This is a genomic window from Pantoea sp. GW821-FHT03E06 (genome assembly GCF_059420725.1).
On the sequence record NZ_JBWKUG010000001.1, the window covers coordinates 3015003 to 3032680 of the forward strand.

At 55.0% G+C, this 17678-nt stretch carries 16 protein-coding genes; 8 read left to right on the forward strand and 8 right to left on the reverse strand.

The genetic code is table 11. The features are described 5' to 3' along the window. Positions 1-30: 30 nt before the first annotated feature. Both AC07WB_RS14100 and AC07WB_RS14105 read right to left on the reverse strand, forming a co-directional pair. A complete protein-coding gene (locus AC07WB_RS14100; RefSeq protein WP_097096456.1) occupies positions 31-639 on the reverse strand; it encodes a DsrE family protein in 609 nt (202 codons plus the stop codon). A gap of 23 nt (positions 640-662) precedes the next feature. After that, on the reverse strand, positions 663-1268 hold the full coding sequence (locus AC07WB_RS14105; RefSeq protein WP_097096455.1) for a DsrE family protein: 606 nt from the start codon (positions 1266-1268) through the stop codon (positions 663-665). Positions 1269-1577: 309 nt separating this feature from the next. On the opposite strand from AC07WB_RS14105, the gene AC07WB_RS14110 reads away from it, so the two are divergent. Both AC07WB_RS14110 and bepA read left to right on the forward strand, forming a co-directional pair. Then, complete coding sequence (locus AC07WB_RS14110) at positions 1578-1916, forward strand: hypothetical protein (protein ID WP_494940694.1); 339 nt, start codon at positions 1578-1580, stop codon at positions 1914-1916. Next, positions 1909-3372 (forward strand): beta-barrel assembly-enhancing protease, encoded by a 1464-nt coding sequence (gene bepA, locus AC07WB_RS14115; protein WP_400456785.1) that lies wholly within the window; start codon positions 1909-1911, stop codon positions 3370-3372. The genes AC07WB_RS14110 and bepA overlap by 8 nt, the downstream gene beginning before the upstream one ends. 193 nt (positions 3373-3565) lie before the next feature. Here bepA and hda read toward each other — a convergent pair whose 3' ends face one another. The 3 genes from hda to upp form a co-directional block, all read right to left on the reverse strand. After that, positions 3566-4267 (reverse strand): DnaA inactivator Hda, encoded by a 702-nt coding sequence (hda, locus tag AC07WB_RS14120; RefSeq protein ID WP_400457125.1) that lies wholly within the window; start codon positions 4265-4267, stop codon positions 3566-3568. Positions 4268-4360: 93 nt separating this feature from the next. After that, positions 4361-5644 carry a uracil permease gene (gene uraA, locus AC07WB_RS14125; protein WP_097096451.1) on the reverse strand — a complete coding sequence of 428 codons (1284 nt, stop codon included), beginning with the start codon at positions 5642-5644 and terminating at the stop codon, positions 4361-4363. A gap of 123 nt (positions 5645-5767) precedes the next feature. Next, positions 5768-6394 (reverse strand): uracil phosphoribosyltransferase, encoded by a 627-nt coding sequence (gene upp / locus AC07WB_RS14130; RefSeq protein WP_007884850.1) that lies wholly within the window; start codon positions 6392-6394, stop codon positions 5768-5770. Between the two features lie 240 nt (positions 6395-6634). Here upp and purM point away from each other — a divergent pair, with 240 nt between their 5' ends. Together purM and purN are read left to right on the forward strand one after the other, a co-directional pair. Further along, a complete protein-coding gene (gene purM, locus AC07WB_RS14135) occupies positions 6635-7675 on the forward strand; it encodes a phosphoribosylformylglycinamidine cyclo-ligase (RefSeq protein ID WP_345828754.1) in 1041 nt (346 codons plus the stop codon). Beyond that, positions 7672-8310 (forward strand): phosphoribosylglycinamide formyltransferase, encoded by a 639-nt coding sequence (purN, locus tag AC07WB_RS14140; protein WP_494940695.1) that lies wholly within the window; start codon positions 7672-7674, stop codon positions 8308-8310. The genes purM and purN overlap by 4 nt, the downstream gene beginning before the upstream one ends. A gap of 62 nt (positions 8311-8372) precedes the next feature. Here purN and pstB read toward each other — a convergent pair whose 3' ends face one another. The 3 genes from pstB to AC07WB_RS14155 are packed head-to-tail and all read right to left on the reverse strand — an operon-like array spanning position 8373 to position 12841. Further along, a complete protein-coding gene (gene pstB / locus AC07WB_RS14145) occupies positions 8373-9140 on the reverse strand; it encodes a phosphate ABC transporter ATP-binding protein PstB (protein WP_494940696.1) in 768 nt (255 codons plus the stop codon). Between the two features lie 12 nt (positions 9141-9152). After that, the gene (gene pstA / locus AC07WB_RS14150; RefSeq protein ID WP_494940697.1) at positions 9153-10751 is read right to left on the reverse strand and encodes a phosphate ABC transporter permease PstA; all 1599 of its coding nucleotides are present in this window, start codon (positions 10749-10751) and stop codon (positions 9153-9155) included. Then, entirely contained in the window at positions 10748-12841 is a 2094-nt protein-coding gene (locus AC07WB_RS14155; protein ID WP_494940698.1) for an ABC transporter permease subunit, read from the reverse strand. The genes pstA and AC07WB_RS14155 overlap by 4 nt, the downstream gene beginning before the upstream one ends. A gap of 182 nt (positions 12842-13023) precedes the next feature. On the opposite strand from AC07WB_RS14155, the gene ppk1 reads away from it, so the two are divergent. From ppk1 to AC07WB_RS14175, 4 genes are all read left to right on the forward strand, one after another. Further along, positions 13024-15084, forward strand: a complete 2061-nt coding sequence (gene ppk1, locus AC07WB_RS14160) for a polyphosphate kinase 1 (protein WP_097096446.1) — start codon at positions 13024-13026, stop codon at positions 15082-15084. Positions 15085-15089: 5 nt separating this feature from the next. Continuing rightward, entirely contained in the window at positions 15090-16613 is a 1524-nt protein-coding gene (gene ppx, locus AC07WB_RS14165; protein WP_097096445.1) for an exopolyphosphatase, read from the forward strand. A gap of 27 nt (positions 16614-16640) precedes the next feature. Continuing rightward, complete coding sequence (tehB, locus tag AC07WB_RS14170; protein ID WP_097096444.1) at positions 16641-17240, forward strand: tellurite resistance methyltransferase TehB; 600 nt, start codon at positions 16641-16643, stop codon at positions 17238-17240. 153 nt (positions 17241-17393) lie between these two features. Continuing rightward, entirely contained in the window at positions 17394-17579 is a 186-nt protein-coding gene (locus tag AC07WB_RS14175; protein WP_494940699.1) for a YfgG family protein, read from the forward strand. Positions 17580-17678 lie beyond the last annotated feature (99 nt).

A 17678-nucleotide genomic window follows, 5' to 3' on the forward strand; every position in this document is an offset into this window, starting at 1 on the left:
ACAGCAGCGCCAACTGCTGTCAGTCAGAAATTACAACATCAGGAAGGCATAACCTTCGTTTTGCAGCGAGGCGACGGTGGTACCACTCGACAACGTATGCGTGACGCGGGTATCAATCCAGTTACGTTCCAGCTGATGGAAAGCCACCGACTGATCGCAAATAGTCACTTTCACGCCCGCCTTTTTAAGCTCATCAATCAGCTTAAGGTTTGGGTTATCGGTGCCATACGCTTTGCGGAACTGGTCGTTATTCAGCGCCGCTGGCACCGCATCGCTGTTAATCGATACCACAAACTTCAGCTGATCCAGCGGTACGCCCGCCGCGTAATAGAGGTTTGTCACACGCGCCACACGCTCCAGCCCAAGGTTGGGCTGACGAATATCGCCTTCGCTGCGGTTAATCTGGAAGACAACTTTATTGCTCAAACCCGGCGTGGCGGCGGGATTGTAGTCTGGTACGCTGACAAAGTGGATCTTGCCATAACCCGCGATGGCAGGTGTGCTCCAGAAATCGGCGGGTTCACTTTTCTTGTCCGCAAACTTGCCGCTGACTTTATCTACCCATTCCGGAAGCTGTAACACATTACCGCCGACAAAACCTGCCAGTGCGGCGATGACAATATAGGATGCTGGACGCATTTCACTTCTCCTGTAGCTGAAATTTACATCTGTAAAAGGGCATAACCCTGATTTTCCAGCGTCGACACGGTGGTCGGACTGGAGAGAGCATGAATCACGGAAGCGTCGATCCACGCTTTGGGGAAGTGATGGAACGCCACGGACTGATCGCACACCGACACCTTCACACCCAACTTATTCAGTGCGCCAATCAGCGCTAAGTTCGGGTTATCGGCTTTGTAAAACTGCTGAAAATGCGCGTTATCCAGCATCGCGGGTGTGGCATCACCGGTTACCGAAACGACAAAATGCAGATCCTCGGCTGGTACGCCTGAAGCGATATAGAGATTGACCACGCGCGCCACGCGCTCCAGTCCAAGATTTGGCCGCTTCATATCCCCTTCGCTTTTGGTGATCTGAAACACCACTTTGTTGCTCAGGCCCACAACCGGCTTAAATGCCGCGTCAGCTTCATAATGGATTTTGCCGTAGCCATCGACGGCGGGAGTGCTCCAGAAACCATCCGGATCGGTCGGTTCGGAGGAAAAATGACTTACCACGCGCTGATACAGGTCATCACCTTTACTCACGGTGGCGCCCACAAAACCACCCACAATGGCAATCAGGGCATATGAAACAACAGAACGCATAAAGATTCTCCGGCATGCACTGCGCGTCAATTCACAGTCCGTTTGAATAAAGTGCCTTATCTATACCACAGCGCACGCTGGGCAAAAGTCCTGTACTGACGGGGTGTCCGGTATATTCATTGCGCGAAAAATAATTAGCAGGGTTAATTGAAAAAGCCTTTCGATTGTTACGGCGGGGAAAGCGCAGAAATGGCTGGCCGTGAAATGGTGAGCACAATCCAGAGGAAATAAGTTTACGTGCGTTTAAAATCTATCCGTTAATAACTGTATAGCGCGTAACGCGCGTCTCAATCACGATTAAATTAATTGATGGATAAAATGGGCCAATACCTCAGATTGTCCACTGCTTTTCAGAGTAAACCTGGAAAAGTTCATGCCAAATTCAGTAATTTTGAGCAACTTTACTTAACTTTAAGTTTTGATGTTAAGCAACGCCTATTTATAAGCGCACAGCTATTCAATTTTTTGCTGCAATTTTTCATTATCACAACCATTTTTTCATTTCACCTTCATTTAGCGACACGCTTTGCTTGTCGCGGCAGGCTGGTTAAGATAGAGCGCGCTGCACAAATGGATGAGAGCGCAGAACATTTGAACCTCTTACCTGTCCAAAATCAGGTGACTTTTACAGGATCAAGGCATGTTTAACCGGTTGAAAAAATCAGTGCTGGCAGCCCTTATTCCTACGCTGCTGCTTACGCCCGCACTCAGTGCGCGTGCCGACCTGAGTGATACGCTGCCTGATATGGGCACCACGGCAGGTTCAACGCTGTCGATTAATCAGGAATTGCAGATGGGCGACTTCTACGTGCGCCAGCTGCGTGCCAGTGCGCCACTGATTAACGATCCGCTACTAAATCAATACATTAATGAACTTGGCCAGCGTCTGGTGGCGCACGCCAATTCGGTACGCACGCCGTTTCACTTCTTTCTGATTCAAAACGATGAGCTTAACGCTTTTGCCTTCTTTGGCGGCAATGTAGTGCTGCACTCCTCGCTGTTCCGCTACACCGATAATGAAAGCCAGCTCGCCTCGGTCATGGCGCATGAAATCTCGCACGTGACTCAGCGCCATTTGGCGCGCGCCATGGAAGAGCAGAAACGTAACGCGCCCCTTACCTGGGTGGGTGCGTTGGGTTCCATTCTGCTGGCGATGGCCAGTCCACAAGCAGGCATGGCAGCGTTGACCGGTACGCTGGCGGGCACGCAGCAAGGCATCATCAGCTTTACGCAAGGCAATGAACAGGAAGCGGACCGCATCGGCATCCAGGTGCTGCAACGGGCCGGCTTCGATCCGCAAGCGATGCCAAATTTCCTGCAAAAGCTGGCCGATCAAAGCCGCTTCTCCTCCAAGCCGCCGGAAATTTTGCTAACGCATCCGTTGCCCGACAGCCGCCTGGCCGATGCGCGCAACCGTGCCAACCAGATGCGTCCAGTGGTGGTGCAATCCTCACAGGATTTTTATATGGCTAAGGTGCGCTCGCTGGGCATGTATTCTACTGGCCGTAATCAGCTGACCGATGATTTGTTAAATGAGTACAGCAAAGGCAACGTGCGTGAACAGCAAGCGGCGCAGTACGGTAAAGCAGTGCAGTTCCTGCAGGCGAAAAGCTTTGATAGCGCGAAGCGTGTGATTGCGCCGCTGCTGGCGAAGCAGCCGGACAACGTTTGGTTTCTCGATATCATGACCGATATCGACATCGGACTGAACCAGCCACAGCAGGCAATCACCATGCTGAGTAGCGCCAAAGGCAGCAGCACCAATCCGGTGCTGCAACTGAACCTCGCCAACGCCTATGTTGAAGCGAAACAGCCGGCGAACGCCAGCCGCATTCTCAACCGCTACACTTTCGCGCATCCGGACGATCTCAACGCCTGGGATCTGCTGGCGCAGGCTTCGGCCGCACAGGGCTTGCGTGATGAAGAACTCTCGGCGCGTGCCGAAGGTTTAGCGCTAAATGGGCAACTCGATCAGGCCATAAGCACCTTGAGCAGCGCCAGTGCGCAGGTACCGCTCGGCAGCCTGAAGCAGGCGCGCTATGACGCGCGCATCGATCAGTTCCGTGAACTGCAAAAGCGCTTCAAGGTGTATCAGAAGGGATAATGTCCAGGTGCGCATAAATGCGCACCCTACGTAAACCGCGCACGTAGGGTCGCCATTCATGGCTTAATGCCGATCGCTTAAGCGTGAATAAATCATCGCACGTTCCGTAGCGGCGCGATTTATCGCGCAATGAATTGCGCCGCTACGGCATGTGGCGCGGTTAATTCAGCTTAAAGCCATTCGTTACAATGCGTTAAAGATCCAGCGCTTCCTTAACAAAGGGAATGGTGAGTTTACGCTGCGCGCTAATGGAGGCGCGATCGAGGCGATCCAGCGTATCAAACAGCGTGCGCATTTCGCGATCGAGTCGTTTCAGCAGGAAGCGCCCAACATCTTCCGGCAGCTCAAAGCCACGTAATCCCGCACGCAACTGCATCGCCTGCAATTTGTCTTCATCCGACAGCGGCTGCAAACGGTAGATCTGCCCCCAATCAAGACGCGAAGCCAGATCCGGTAAGCCGAGATTCAGCTGGCGCGGCGGTCGATCGCCCGTAATCAGTAAACGCGTTTTACCGATTTCCAGGATGCGATTGTAGAGATCGAAGATCGCCATTTCCCATTCGGGATCGCCCGCAATACATTCGATATTATCGATGCATACCAGCGCCAGATTCTCCATGCCTTCCAGCACTTCCGGTACGAACCACGTACGTTTATCCAGCGGCACATAACCCACCGCTTCGCCGCGCGCCGAGAGTTCGGCGCAGGCTGCGTGCAGCAAATGACTGCGGCCGCCGCCTTCGCGTGACCAGAAATAGAGATAGCTGCCGTGTTGCTGTGAAAGTGCGCCTTGCAGCGCCGCCAGCAGAGACGTGTTTTCCCCCGGCCAGAAACTGGCGAAGGTTTCATCATCGGGTAAATAGAGTGGCAGTGAGAGCTGTGCCGGCGTGTTCAGAAGTACCTCAACGGATGAGCGGGCAGAAAACCGCGCAAGTTTATCACGATCTTTGTCGGAGATGAACCGGGCTTCCCTGCCCGGCTTGCAGCCTTAGCTTTCGCGCTTCTCTTCCGCATCCAGCACCACTTCTTCAGGACGTAACAGGCTGATTAAACGGAAAATCAGTGCCAGGCCCACGCCAACAATCGTCGCCAGCGCCATGCCTTTTAACTCGGCGGCGCCAATGTGCACTTTGGCACCGCTCACGCCGATAATCAGGATCACCGACGTCAGGATCAGGTTCTGCGCCTTGTTGTAATCCACTTTGGATTCGATCAGCACACGAATACCCGATGCGCCGATCACGCCGTACAGCAGCAGCGATACGCCGCCCATGACCGGCACCGGAATCGCTTGGATTGCCGCCGCCAGCTTGCCAACGCAAGAGAGCAGGATAGCGAAGATTGCCGCGCCACCGATCACCCAAGTGCTGTAAACGCGGGTAATCGCCATTACCCCGATGTTCTCGCCGTAAGTGGTGTTTGGCGTTGAGCCGAAGAAGCCGGAGATCATGGTGGATAAACCGTTGGCAAACATGGAGCGATGCAGCCCAGGATCGCGAATCAGATCTTTCTTCACGATGTTGGCCGTCACCACTAAGTGGCCGACATGCTCGGCAATCACCACCAGCGCGGCAGGCAGAATGGTCAGCATAGCCACCCACTCAAAGCGTGGCGTGTAGAAGGTTGGCAGCGCAAACCAGGGCGCATTCTCTACCGTGCTCCAGTCAACAATGCCCATCGCAGACGAGAGCGCATAACCCACCAGTACGCCGATCAGGATCGGGATGATGGCGAGGAAGCCGCGGAACAGCACCGAACCAAATACGGTGACCGCTAGCGTCACCATCGAGATGATCACGGTTTTGCTGTCTGGCGAGGTACCGTCAGCCGGCAACAAACCAGCCATATTCGCCGCCACACCCGCCAGTTCCAGGCCGATAACCGCCACAATCGCGCCCATCGCCGCCGGCGGGAACATCACATCAAGCCAGCCGGTACCGGCTTTCTTCACGATCAATGCCACCACACAGAACAAGAAACCACAGAGGATAAAGCCACCAAGCGCCACTTCATAACCGAGCGGCAACAGCAGCAGCACCGGCGAAATAAAGGCAAAGCTTGAGCCGAGATAGGCCGGAATTTTGCCTTTACAGATAAACAGATAGAGCAGCGTACCGACGCCATTGAACAGCAACACCGTCGCCGGGTTGATGTGGAACAGAATTGGCACCAGCACGGTTGCGCCAAACATGGCGAACAGATGCTGCAGGCTGAGTGGAATGGTTTGCAGTAGCGGTGGGCGTTCGCTAACGCCAATAGCGCGACGAGTCATTATTATCCCCTATCCTCTGCGTTCTTCACGCTATGGCTGCGTTGCCCTGGCGTGAATAACTCAAGGATGACATTGTTGTGTTTTTAGACAAAAAAAAGCCGACTCTCTGGCCGGCTGGTTGCTTTATTTGGTTCCGAAAATCTTGTCCCCGGCATCGCCGAGTCCCGGGATGATGTATCCCTTTTCGTTCAATCCCTGATCGACAGATGCGGTGTACAGCTCCACATCCGGATGCGCTTTTTCTAAAGCCGCAATGCCTTCCGGCGCGGCCACTAGCACCAGCACTTTAATGCTGGTACAACCGGCTTTCTTCAGCAGGTCGATAGTCGCAATCATGGAACCACCGGTTGCCAGCATCGGATCGACCACCAGCGCCAGGCGCTCTTCAATATTCGATACCAGCTTCTGGAAGTACGGTACTGGCTCCAGCGTCTCTTCATCACGATAGACGCCAACCACGCTGATACGCGCGCTCGGTACGTGCTCGAGCACCCCTTCCATCATGCCCAGGCCCGCACGCAGAATCGGAACGACGGTGATTTTTTTACCTTTGATCTGATCGATTTCGACCGGACCGTTCCAGCCTTCGATAGTTACGCGCTCGGTTTCCAGATCGGCAGTAGCTTCATAGGTCAGCAGGCTGCCCACTTCCGAGGCCAGCTCGCGGAAACGCTTGGTGCTGATATCATGCTCACGCATCAGGCCCAGTTTATGTTTGACCAGCGGGTGTTTGACTTCCACGATCTTCATGATTGTTCTCCCGGAATTGAGTTGAGCTAAAAAAAATCGCCGGATTATACCGCCTTTTCGCCGCCGCGCCACTTGTCATCGGTCAATGGCTTGCCTTAATCAGCTCAAGAGTAAGGATTGGCGAAAATCTGACGCTGTGCAAAGGCAGCGTGAGATGGGACTCGCAAACGTTTGCCTGCGCTGTTAGAATTGCCGCGCTTAATTTTTGCCACCAACCGCAACTCGCGTGGGGATTCCGCAGTGACCGACAAAACCTCTCTCAGCTACAAAGACGCCGGTGTCGATATCGATGCTGGTAACGATCTGGTTGACCGTATTAAAGGCGTAGTGAAAAAAACCCGCCGCCCGGAAGTGATGGGTGGATTGGGCGGATTCGGTGCGCTCTGTGCGCTGCCGCAAAAGTACCGCGAGCCGGTGCTGGTCTCCGGAACTGATGGCGTCGGCACCAAGCTGCGTCTGGCGATGGATCTCAAACGCCACGATAGCATCGGCATCGATCTGGTTGCGATGTGTGTCAACGACCTGATCGTGCAAGGTGCAGAGCCGCTGTTCTTCCTCGATTATTACGCGACCGGCAAGCTGGATGTAGAAACCGCGTCATCGGTCATCACCGGCATCGCCGAAGGCTGCTTGCAGTCGGGCTGTGCGCTGGTGGGCGGCGAAACCGCTGAAATGCCAGGCATGTATCACGGCGAAGATTACGACGTGGCCGGTTTCTGCGTTGGCGTGGTGGAAAAATCAGAAATCATTGACGGTTCGAAAGTGCAGGACGGCGACGTGCTGATTGCGCTGGGTTCCAGCGGCCCGCATTCGAACGGTTACTCGCTGGTGCGCAAAATTCTGGAAGTCAGCCAGACCGATCCAGAAACCAAGCAGCTGGACGGCAAATCACTGGCCGATCACCTGCTGGCACCTACCCGCATTTACGTGAAAAACATCCTTAGCCTGATTGAACAGGTTGATGTGCATGCGATTTCACATCTGACCGGCGGCGGCTTCTGGGAAAATATCCCACGCGTGTTGCCAGACAACACCCAAGCCGTGCTGGAAGAGAGCAGCTGGCAGTGGCCGTCAGTATTTACCTGGATGCAGCAGGCCGGCAACGTCAGCCGTCACGAAATGTACCGCACCTTTAACTGCGGCGTGGGCATGGTGATTGCGCTGAGCCCAGCGGATGCGGATAAAGCGGTACAGCTAATGACCGACGCTGGCGAAAAAGCGTGGAAAATTGGTGTGATTAAAGCCTCTGATGCTGAAGAGCGTGTGGTTATTAACCCATGAAAAAACTGGTTGTGCTGATCTCCGGCAACGGAAGCAATCTTCAGTCCATCCTCGATGCCTGCGCAAGCGGGCGGATTAACGGCAGCGTTGCTGCCGTTTTCAGTAATAAAGCCAGCGCCTATGGTTTGACGCGCGCGCGGGAAGCCCATGTTCCCGGCCACGCGTTAGCCGCCAGCGAGTTTGCCGACCGTGATGCTTTTGATCGCCAGCTGATGCAGGAGATTGATGCTTACGCGCCCGATCTGGTGGTGCTCGCCGGCTATATGCGTATCCTCAGTCCGGCGTTCGTCTCGCACTATCACGATCGTTTGGTGAATATCCATCCGTCGCTATTGCCGAAGTATCCGGGTTTGCATACTCATCGTCAGGCGCTGGAAAACGGCGACGAGGAGCATGGCACCTCAGTGCATTTTGTGACTGACGAGCTGGATGGCGGACCGATCGTTTTGCAGGCGCGCGTGCCGGTGTTTGCGGGCGATAGCGAAGATGACATCAGCGCGCGCGTGCAGCATCAGGAACACGCAATTTATCCACTGGTCATCAGCTGGTTTGTTGATGGGCGTTTGCAGATGCGTGCGGGTAAAGCGTGGTTGGATGGTGAACCATTGCCGCCGCAGGGTTACGCCCACGACTGATTTCTCTGGTGCGCATAAATGCGCACCCTACGATGTAGGGTCGCCATTCATGGCGACCGTCATTAACCAAACCTTCCCGTAATGTAATCTTCGGTGCGTCGCGCTTTTGGCGAGGTAAAGATGCGATCGGTTTCATCAAATTCCACCAGCTGACCGTTATGCATAAACGCGGTGTAATCCGACACCCGCGCCGCCTGCTGCATGTTGTGCGTCACCAGCACCAGCGTGAAATGCTGCTTCAGCGTGGTCATCAGCTCTTCGATCACCAGAGTTGAAATCGGATCGAGCGCCGACGTCGGCTCATCCAGCAGCAACACCTCGGGTTCAATCGCAATGGCGCGCGCAATCACTAAACGCTGCTGCTGACCGGTCGAGAGCGTTAACGCATTCTGCCCCAGCTGATCCTTCACTTCGCCCCACAGCGCCGCGGCACGCAGCGCACGTTCGCAGGCTTCATTCAGCACGCGTCGATCGCGCACGCCCTGCAAGCGCAGGCCGTACACCACGTTTTCGTAGATCGATTTCGGGAACGGATTCGGTCGCTGAAACACCATGCCTACGCGGCGACGCAGGGCGGGAAGATCCTGATTCGCCTGCATCACGGCGTAACGATCGAGTAAAATTTCGCCCTCAATGCGACAGCGATCAATCACATCATTCATACGATTAAAACAGCGCAGCAGCGTGGATTTGCCACAGCCGGAAGGACCAATCAGCGCCGTGATACGGTTTTTGGGGATCTGCAGATCAATATTATTTAACGCCTGGCGCTCGCCGTACCACAGCGATAGCTGATTAACGGTAAGAGCAATGTCGTGATCGCGCGTCATCAGAAAACCTTTTTAGTGCGTCATGAGCCGGTAACGCTCACGCAGCCGATGACGCAGCGCCATGGCCAGCAGATTGAGCGACAGAATGATCACCACCAGCAGCAATGCAGTGGCGTAAACCAGCGGTCGATCAGCGTCAATATTTGGGCTTTGGAACGCCAAATCGTAGATCTGAAAACCGAGGTGCATGAATTTGCGATCGAGGTGCAGATAGGGGAATACCGCATCCACCGGCAGCTCTGGCACCATTTTCACCACGCCCACCAGCATCAGCGGCGCGGTTTCTCCGGCTGCGCGCGCCACGGCCAGAATCAGGCCAGTCAGCATTGCCGGTACCGCCAGCGGCAGCACCACGCGCCACAGCGTTTCCGCCTGGGTTGCGCCCAGCGCCAGCGATCCCTGACGCAGATTATCCGGGATACGCGACAATCCTTCTTCGGTCGCGACGATAACCACTGGCAGCGTCAGCAGCGCCAGCGTTAGCGCGGCCCACAGTAAACCTGGCGTGCCAAAGGTGGGATTAGGTAACGCGCTGGCGAAGAACAGCTGATCAATCGTGCCGCCGATTAGCCAGACAAAGAAGCCGAGACCAAACACGCCGTAAACAATGGATGGCACGCCCGCCAGGTTAACCACCGCGATGCGCACCAGGCGCGTCAATGCGTTGCGCCCGGCATACTCATGCAACCAAAGCGCGGCAATAACGCCTAGCGGCATCACAATTATCGACATCAGCAGCACCATCAGCACGGTACCGAAGATCGCCGGAAACGCGCCACTTTCGCCGCCGCCGGAGATCGGTGAATCGCTGACAAATTGCCAAATCTGACTGAAAAAGTGCAGCATTTTGTTGGTTAATGTCATGGCATTCGGGTACCACGCATCAACAACCTGCGCCAGCGGAAGGGTATGATCAACGCCCTGCACATCACGCAGCACCAGCGTATCGCGCTGACTTTCCTGCTGCAGATGCGTTAACTGCTGCGCCAGCGCGTTAAAGCGGCGCTGTAACGCCGTGCGATTAGCATCAAACTCGGACTGCACTTCGAGGTTGAAAGTGCCGTTGCGCTGCTGCTCATCGGCCTGCTGTTGCAGGCTCTCCAGCTGCGCGTTAAGACGCGCCATATCAATGCGGCGAATTTGGCTCGCCTGGCGCAGTTGCTCATGCACCTGCTGCAAACGCTGATGCAGCAAGGCATCGCGGCTGCGTGCGGTCATCACTTCATTATCCTGACGCAGCTCCACCAGCCAGCCGTACGCATTGCCGCCATTACGGCGCTGCAGCACTATCACATCAGCAGGTCGACGGGTTTTCGCTGCGCCCTGGCTATACAGCACGCGAAAATCCGGCGCAGCAAAATCGCGGTTGCCGGTTTTCACCACGTAACGCCACTGCGCGCCCTGCTGCTGTTTTTGCAGCGTTTCACCCAGCACCATCACCGCGCTGCCTTCCGGCGGCTGGAACTGATATTGATCGACTGGTTGTGGCCAGAAGGCGCGTACGCCCTGCCAACCCAGGAGACCAATCAGCAAGGTAAACGCCAGTAGACACACCGCGACAGCCCCGGCCGTCAGCCAGCGCCAGCGATCGTTCTGTTGCATCGCTTTCATCCCTGGCCCTCATGCTGGCTGTAACGTTGGCGCAGGCGCTGACGAATCAATTCGGCAATGGTGTTGATCACTAAAGTGAAGATCAGCAGAAGCAAGGCACTGAGGAAAAGAATGCGGTAATGCGCGCTGCCGGCCGCCGCTTCGGGCATTTCAATGGCGATATTGGCGGAGAGCGCACGCAGGCCAGTAAACAGGCCACCTTCGCTCACTGGCGTATTACCGGTGGCCATCAGCACAATCATCGTCTCGCCGACGGCTCGGCCAAAACCAATCATTAAGGCGGCAAAGATACCCGCGGAGGCGCCCGGCAGCACGACGCGCGTCAGGGTTTGCCACGGCGTGGCGCCCAGCGCCAGCGAACCCTGCCCCAGCGCACCCGGTACGCTGAATAACGCATCTTCAGATAAGGTGAATATTAGCGGCACCAGCGCAAAACCCATCGCCAGCGCGGCTACCAGCAGGTTGCGCTGTTCGTAATGCGCTAAGCGTTCACCCATTTCCGGCCAAAACAGCGTTGGCAGCCACAGCGTGAGTAACGTCATGACGAACAGCACCGGCAGCAGCAGAATCACTTCAAAACCCGGACGTCGCCAACTTGCAGGCAAACGCGGACTGAGCACGCCGCATAATAATAACGTGGCGGCGAGTACCAGCGGCAGCAGCAAAACGCCGACCAGCGCGGTGCTGATATGCGGCGCCAGCCAGACGCCGGCGATTAAACCAATCACCACGCTCGGCAGCGCCCCCATCATTTCAATGCCAGGTTTCACCCAACGGCGTAAAGCGGGCGACATGAACCACGCGGTATACATTGCCGCAGCCAACGCCAGCGGCGTAGCAAACAGCAGCGCCAGGCTGGCGGCTTTCAGCGTGCCCAGCACCAGCGGCATCAGGCTGAACTTGGCCTGATAGCTATCTCCCGCCGCCGTGGATTGCCATACCCAGTCGGGCTGCGGATAGTTTTCATACCAGATTTTTTGCCATAGGTTGCGCCAGGTGAAGTCTGGCCACGGATTATCCAGCGCAAACTGTTGCCATTGCCCGGCTCGCTCAATGATTAAGCCATCACCACGCGGCGAGAACGCCAGCGCCTGAATGCCCGGTGCCAGCTGACGCGTTAATATCGCGCCCAGCTGCTTGCTGGCGAACAGCTGAATGTTGCCCTGTGCGTCATAAGTGGCAAAGACACGACGCTGCGCTTCAGGCGCAACGCCGAGCGCATTCTGGCTGCCGTTGAAAGTATGAATCGCCTGCAGGCGCGGCCCTTTATCACCCGCAATCGCAAACCATTGTTGCACGCCACGCGCATCCTGAATCAGCAAGCTACGACCGCCCGCCAGCATATGCAGGCTCTGCGGCGGCAGATTGAGGGTTTGGGTTTCGCGCAGCTGCGCAGCCTGCGCGGTGATTTGCCAAACGCGCAGCAAACGTCCGCTGCTGGCGTACAGCAGCGTGCCATCTGGCGATAGCAGCAGATGCTCAGCCTGCTGCTGCGGCAAAAGAATCTGTTGTACTGGTTTTTGATTTTCCAGCGTTAACAGAGTGATGCCCGCGGCGGTTTGCGCGGCAATAAGCCAGCGATCATCGCTGAGCGACGTCAACGCCATGTTGCTGACCGGCCCCTGAGGGAGATGCAGCGGCCGATCGCCAAGTGGGAAACGCCATTCGCCGCTGTCATTGTTGATAACCGGTTGCATTAACAGCAGTTCGCCCTGCATATTGAGCAGCACGCTGCGGTTATCGCTGCTGGTGACCGCCGCATTAGGCGTGCCATTAAGTGCCAGCGCCGGTCCGGCCGGCTGGCCATCGAGCGGAATAAAACGTGCTTCGTTGCGGCTAATGCGCCAGCCCAGATGGCCATCGCTGCCCATCGCCAGCGTCGGGGCTTTATCCCAGAGCTGGATGTTGGTGGTGGCGTGCATGCCCGGCGCGCTGAACAACGGCACTACCACCCAGATCAACCAAAAGAATAGCAGCAGCATCAGCAGCAAAATTCCCACGCCACAGGCAGTGACTACGCGGCGCACAAAAGTATCAGTGGCGCGTCGACGACGGTCGCTAAAGTGGACAGGAATACGATTTATGCTCATGCAGGCCAGGTTACCGGTGGAAACAAGTCGCTATGTTGCCCGTAGCTGATTGATAAGACAACCTTTGACGTTGGACAAGCCTGCCATACTCTCGCCATAATGGTGACGGACACTGAGCGGTACCGCATTTTTGCGCTTTTTCCGCCGGACATTCCGTCCAGCATCAGCATCTCGGAGTCAGAATGGGTCAGGATAAGCTGTATATAGAAAAAGAATTAAGCTGGTTAAGCTTTAATGAACGCGTATTGCAGGAAGCCTCGGACAAAAGTAATCCGCTGATTGAGCGGATGCGCTTCCTGGGAATCTATTCCAATAACCTTGAAGAGTTCTACAAAGTTCGCTTTGCCGATCTCAAGCGGCGAATTTTGATCAGTGAAGAGCAAGGCAAGCCCACTTCCCTGCGTCATTTATTAAAAAAAATTCAGCTGCGCGTGCAGAAATCGGATCAAGAGTTTGATGCACTCTATAACGATTTGCTACTGGAGATGGCGCGTAATCAGATCTTCCTGATCAACGAACGCCAGCTGTCACCGAATCAGCAAGAGTGGCTGCGCTACTACTTCAAACATCAATTACGCCAGCACGTTACGCCAATTCTGATCAACCATGACACCGACCTGATCGAATTCCTGAAAGACGATTACACTTATCTGGCGGTCGAGATCATTCGCGGCGACGATGTGCGTTATGCGCTGCTGGAGATCCCGTCGGATAAAGTGCCGCGCTTTATTAACTTGCCGGCTGAATCGCCACGCCGTCGCAAACCGATGATTCTGCTGGATAACATTCTGCGCTATTGCCTGGATGAAATTTTTAAAGGCTTCTTCGATTACGATACGCTGAATGCCTATTCAATGAAGATGACGCGCGATGCCGAGTACGATCTGGTGACGGAGATGGAATCAAGCCTGCTGGAGCTGATGTCATCGAGCCTGAAGCAGCGTCTTAATGCCGAGCCAGTGCGCTTCGTTTATCAGCGCGATATGCCGGATGCGATGGTAGAAATGCTGCGCCATAAGCTGTCGATTTCAAACTATGATTCGATTGTGCCCGGCGGCCGTTATCATAACTTCAAAGATTTCATCGGCTTCCCGAACGTCGGTAAAAGTAATCTGGAAAACCGCCCGCTGCCGCAGATTCGTCACATTGGCTTTGATGGCTTCCGCAACGGCTTCGATGCCATCCGCAATCGCGATGTGCTGCTCTATTATCCGTATCACACCTTTGAGCACGTGCTGGAGCTGCTGCGCCAGGCTTCGTTCGATCCGAACGTGCTGGCCATTAAGATCAACATTTACCGCGTGGCGAAGAACTCGCGCATCATGGATGCGATGATTCACGCCGCCTACAACGGCAAGAAAGTGACAGTGGTGGTTGAACTGCAGGCGCGCTTCGATGAAGAAGCCAATATTCGCTGGGCAAAACGCCTCACCGAAGCCGGCGTGCACGTCATTTTCTCTGCGCCGGGTCTGAAAATTCACGCCAAGCTGTTCCTGATATCGCGCCGCGAAGGGGAAGAGGTGGTGCGTTACGCGCATATCGGCACCGGGAATTTCAACGAAAAGACCGCACGCATTTATACTGACTATTCATTGCTGACCGCCGATGCGCGCATTACCAATGAAGTACGTCGCGTATTTAACTTTATTGAAAACCCGTATCGCCCGGTCACCTTCGAGCACCTGCTGGTGTCGCCGCAGAACTCGCGTGACGTGCTGTATAAGCTGATTGACGCGGAAATCGCCAATGCGCAGCAGGGGAATCCTTCGGGCATTACGCTGAAAATCAATAACCTGGTAGATAATGGTTTGGTTGATCGGCTATATGCAGCATCATCAGCGGGTGTAAAAGTGAATCTGCTGGTGCGCGGCATGTGTTCCCTGATTCCGGATTTACCGGGCATCAGTGAAAATATTCGTATTACCAGTATTGTTGACCGCTATCTCGAGCACGACCGCGTCTATATTTTTGAGAATGGCGGCGAGAAAAAGGTGTTCCTCTCTTCCGCAGACTGGATGACGCGTAACATTGATCACCGCATTGAAGTGGCTGTGGCGATTCTTGATCCACGCGTGAAGCAGCGCATACTGGACATCATTGCCATTCTGTTTAGCGATACGGTGAAAGCCCGCATCGTCGATAAAGAGCTGAGTAACCGTTATGTGCCGCGTGGCAACCGTAAAAAAGTCCGCTCGCAGCTGGCCATTTACGACTACATCAAGAAACTGGAACAACCCGAATAACGCCTATGCCAATCTCACATAAAAGTACGCCGAAACCTCAGGAGTTCGCGGCAATCGACCTCGGCTCGAACAGCTTCCACATGGTCATTGCCCGCGTGGTGGATGGCGCTTTGCAAGTGCTGGGCCGCCTGAAACAGCGCGTACATCTGGCCGATGGGCTGGATGCACAAAATCGCCTAAGCGAAGAGGCGATTGAACGCGGGCTGAGCTGTCTGGCGTTGTTCGCTGAACGTTTGCAGGGCTTCAGCCCGGCCAACGTCACCATCGTCGGCACGCACACGCTACGTATCGCCAGCAACGCAGAAGAGTTCTTGCAGCGCGCTGCCGAAGTGATCCCCTACCCTATCGAGGTCATTTCCGGCAATGAAGAAGCACGTTTGATTTTCATGGGCGTGGAGCATACGCAGCCGGAAAAAGGCCGCAAGCTGGTGATTGATATCGGCGGCGGCTCAACGGAACTGGTCATTGGTGAAGATTTTGAGCCACAGCTGGTGGAAAGCCGCCGCATGGGCTGCGTCAGCTTCGCCAATCTCTATTTTCCAAAAGGAGAAATCTCAGCGGAGAACTTCCGCCGTGCGCGCCTGTCCGCTGCGCAGAAGCTGGAAACCATGGCGTGGCAATATCGTCTGCATGGCTGGCAATACGCGCTGGGCGCGTCGGGCTCGATTAAAGCCGCCTGTGAAGTGCTGCTGGCGATGGGCGAAAAAGAGAAGCTGATTACCCCGGAAACGCTGGAGCTGCTCACCAGCGAAGTGCTGAAGCATAAATCTTTTAACGCCCTGAGCCTGCCGGGATTATCGGAAGAGCGTAAAGCGGTGTTCGTGCCGGGTTTAGCAATTTTGTGTGGCGTGTTTGATGCGTTAGCGATTCGCGAGCTGCGTCTCTCCGATGGCGCGTTGCGCGAAGGCGTGCTGTATGAGATGGAAGGACGTTTCCGCCATCAGGATATTCGTAGTCGCACTGCGCAGAGCCTGGCAAATCACTATGCGATTGATAGCGACCAGGCGCGTCGCGTGCTGGAAACCACCGAACAGCTCTATCTGCAGTGGCAGGAACAGAATCCTAAGCATGCTAATCCGCAGCTGTCAGCGCTGCTGAAATGGGCGGCGCTGCTGCACGAAGTGGGATTGACCATCAATCACAGCGGCATGCAGCGCCATTCGGCCTATATCCTGCAAAACTCAAATATGCCGGGTTTTAATCAGGATCAACAGATGCTGCTGGCCACGCTGGTACGCTTCCATCGCAAAGCGGTGAAGCAGGATGAGATGCCACGCTTCACCTTGTTTAAAAAGAAACAGTTTCTACCGATGGTCTTCCTGCTGCGCCTCGGCACGCTGCTGAATAACCAGCGCCAGGCGACCACCAAACCGGATTCGCTCAAATTGAGCACGGACGATGGTCATTGGACGCTCACCTTCCCGGCGGGCTTCATGAGCCAGAACACGCTGGTGCAGCTGGATCTGGAGCGTGAGCAAGCCTACTGGAATGATGTCACCGGTTGGAAACTGATGCTGGAAGAGGAGTAAAACGGGCTGCTGGCCCGTCGTATCACTATGACAACACGCCCCGATAACTATTTCGCTGAAAAGTACGGTCTGACGCCGACGCATTCTGAAGTCCTGGCGGCCCTTCCCCACCTTGAGGTGGGGAAAGCGCTGGATTTAGGCTGTGGCCAGGGCCGAAATAGCCTTTTCCTCAATCAGCATGGCTTTGAAGTCACAGCCTGGGACAGCAATCCGACGAGCCTGGATCGCCTGAACAGCATCATCGCTGAAGAGAATCTGCAGAATATTCACACCGAATTGTGCGACCTCAATAGCGTACGCTTTAACGGTGACTATCAGTTTGTACTTTCGACTGTGGTGATGATGTTCCTGCAGCCGTCCACCATCCCACAGCTGATTGCCGATATGCAGGCCAGCACGCGCAAGTACGGCTACAACCTGATTGTGGCGGCGATGAACACCGATGATTATCCTAATACGCAGAACTTTCCGTTCGCCTTTAAATCCGGCGAGCTGAGCCATTACTACCGTAACTGGCACATCGTGAAGTACAACGAAGATGTTGGTGAACTGCATCGGCGTGATGAAAACGGTAATCGCATTAAAACCCGTTTTGCCACCTTGCTGGCGCAGAAAGCCAGCTACTGATACAACGGCCGCCGCGCGCGGCCGTTTTTTGTCTGACTTCGATCAACACTTTGCCCCTTTCTTGCTCATTTTTCACACAGCGATTGATTTAGCGATGAAGGTATGACTAAATGTTGCCTCCGCCCTGATGGGTAATTACAGGAACCACCCCGCGTGAATAGCGCTATATCTCCACGAAGACGTCCCAAAACCAGCACCATGAGCCGCATTATTTTGCTGATCAGCTTCTTTATTTTGATTGGCCGCCTGCTTTTCATCATTCCCGGTGCCATTGAGCATCATCAGCAAAAGAAAGCCATTCCTGAGCCGGCCACGCTAAGCACCAGCGATTCCCGTTAAATTCGCTGCGGGTGCCGATCGCTTCTCGACATTGTTCTTTGAGACAATGCTGCTTTTTACGCTCTGTTACCCGCAACGCGCTACACTGTGAGCTGACTT

Bases quoted from the DNA above. Each gene is read 5' to 3' on its own strand.
- tehB (WP_097096444.1), top strand. From the start codon at position 16,641: ATGACAACACGCCCCGATAACTATTTCGCTGAAAAGTACGGTCTGACG.
- AC07WB_RS14110 (WP_494940694.1), top strand. From the start codon at position 1,578: ATGGATAAAATGGGCCAATACCTCAGATTGTCCACTGCTTTTCAGAGT.
- purN (WP_494940695.1), top strand. From the start codon at position 7,672: ATGAAAAAACTGGTTGTGCTGATCTCCGGCAACGGAAGCAATCTTCAG.
- AC07WB_RS14155 (WP_494940698.1), bottom strand. From the start codon at position 12,841: ATGAGCATAAATCGTATTCCTGTCCACTTTAGCGACCGTCGTCGACGC.
- ppk1 (WP_097096446.1), top strand. From the start codon at position 13,024: ATGGGTCAGGATAAGCTGTATATAGAAAAAGAATTAAGCTGGTTAAGC.
- AC07WB_RS14105 (WP_097096455.1), bottom strand. From the start codon at position 1,268: ATGCGTTCTGTTGTTTCATATGCCCTGATTGCCATTGTGGGTGGTTTT.
- pstB (WP_494940696.1), bottom strand. From the start codon at position 9,140: ATGACGCGCGATCACGACATTGCTCTTACCGTTAATCAGCTATCGCTG.
- pstA (WP_494940697.1), bottom strand. From the start codon at position 10,751: ATGAAAGCGATGCAACAGAACGATCGCTGGCGCTGGCTGACGGCCGGG.
- ppx (WP_097096445.1), top strand. From the start codon at position 15,090: ATGCCAATCTCACATAAAAGTACGCCGAAACCTCAGGAGTTCGCGGCA.
- uraA (WP_097096451.1), bottom strand. From the start codon at position 5,644: ATGACTCGTCGCGCTATTGGCGTTAGCGAACGCCCACCGCTACTGCAA.
- AC07WB_RS14100 (WP_097096456.1), bottom strand. From the start codon at position 639: ATGCGTCCAGCATCCTATATTGTCATCGCCGCACTGGCAGGTTTTGTC.
- upp (WP_007884850.1), bottom strand. From the start codon at position 6,394: ATGAAGATCGTGGAAGTCAAACACCCGCTGGTCAAACATAAACTGGGC.
- bepA (WP_400456785.1), top strand. From the start codon at position 1,909: ATGTTTAACCGGTTGAAAAAATCAGTGCTGGCAGCCCTTATTCCTACG.